Consider the following 1,007-nt stretch of genomic DNA (forward strand, 5'->3'; position numbering starts at 1 on the left):
ATCGGGGGCGCCGATTTTTCGATTCGCGCTACCCTCGCTATAGTAGTGGCTGGTCACGGGATATAGCGCAGCTTGGTAGCGCGCCTCATTCGGGACGAGGAGGTCGTGGGTTCGAATCCCGCTATCCCGACCGTTGTGATGTGTCGCGACGTCGTTCACTCGATGTCGCGGCACATTTCTCATTTCTGGCCCGGACCTGTCTCACGACATCGTGCACGTTTCACGTCTCTGTCGGATTCGACATCATCTCCCTGGTCGCTGTGCAGCGGGCGGACCGGATCCGTGCCGGAGGACTTCACATATCGACGACTTCTAGTGTCGCGTTTCTGAAGTTGTTTTAGGTTTCGCTTTCTCGAGTACCTGCTCTGGAGTCTTCGTCCACACGAACGGGTGCTTACGCTTGTTCCACCCCGTGATGAACTCTCGAATCTTTTTGTTGAGGTTCTTCACTGACGTGAACACACCCCGCTTAATCGCCTGGCGATCAATGATCCCGAACCACACCTCGACGAGGTTCAACCACGACCCCGACGTTGGTGTGAAGTGGACATGGAACCGGGGGCGGGCTTCCAACCAGTCCCGGACCTCGGCTGTCTTATGAGTCGCGTAGTTATCCATGACCAAATGCAGCTCCTGGTCCGGATACGCCCGATCGATCTGGCGCAGAAACGACAGGAACTCCTGACGCCGATGACGGGGTTTCACGGCTCCGGTGACCTGACCTGTAGCGACGTCCAAAGCTGCGAACAGTGTTGATGTTCCGTGCCGGTGGTAGTCATGAGTGCGCTTCTCGGCATCACCCATGCGCATCGGCAGCAACGGGGCCGTGCGATCGAGAGCCTGGATCTGAGATTTTTCATCAACGCTGAGCACAACGGCATTGTCCGGTGGTGCCAGGTAGAGGCCGATGACATCGGTGACTTTGGCTTCCAACTCGGGGTCGGTGGAGAACTTAAACGTCTCTGCCTTCCATGGCTGGATCCCATATTCGCGCCAGGCTCTGGCGA

1 protein-coding gene and 1 tRNA gene are annotated in these 1,007 nt (G+C 57.4%); one reads left to right on the forward strand and one right to left on the reverse strand.

Going from position 1 to position 1,007, the window contains the following annotated elements:
• The first annotated feature begins 56 nt into the window (after positions 1-56).
• A tRNA-Pro gene (locus BLIN9172_RS17860) sits at positions 57-130 on the forward strand.
• A gap of 182 nt (positions 131-312) precedes the next feature.
• Here the strand turns inward: BLIN9172_RS17860 and BLIN9172_RS17865 are convergent.
• Positions 313-1,007: IS630 family transposase (locus BLIN9172_RS17865; RefSeq protein ID WP_145998015.1), on the reverse strand; the 695-nt coding region annotated here is incomplete at its 5' end.

This window comes from Brevibacterium linens ATCC 9172 (genome assembly GCF_900169165.1).
In the GTDB taxonomy this organism is placed as follows: Bacteria; Actinomycetota; Actinomycetes; order Actinomycetales; family Brevibacteriaceae; genus Brevibacterium; species Brevibacterium linens.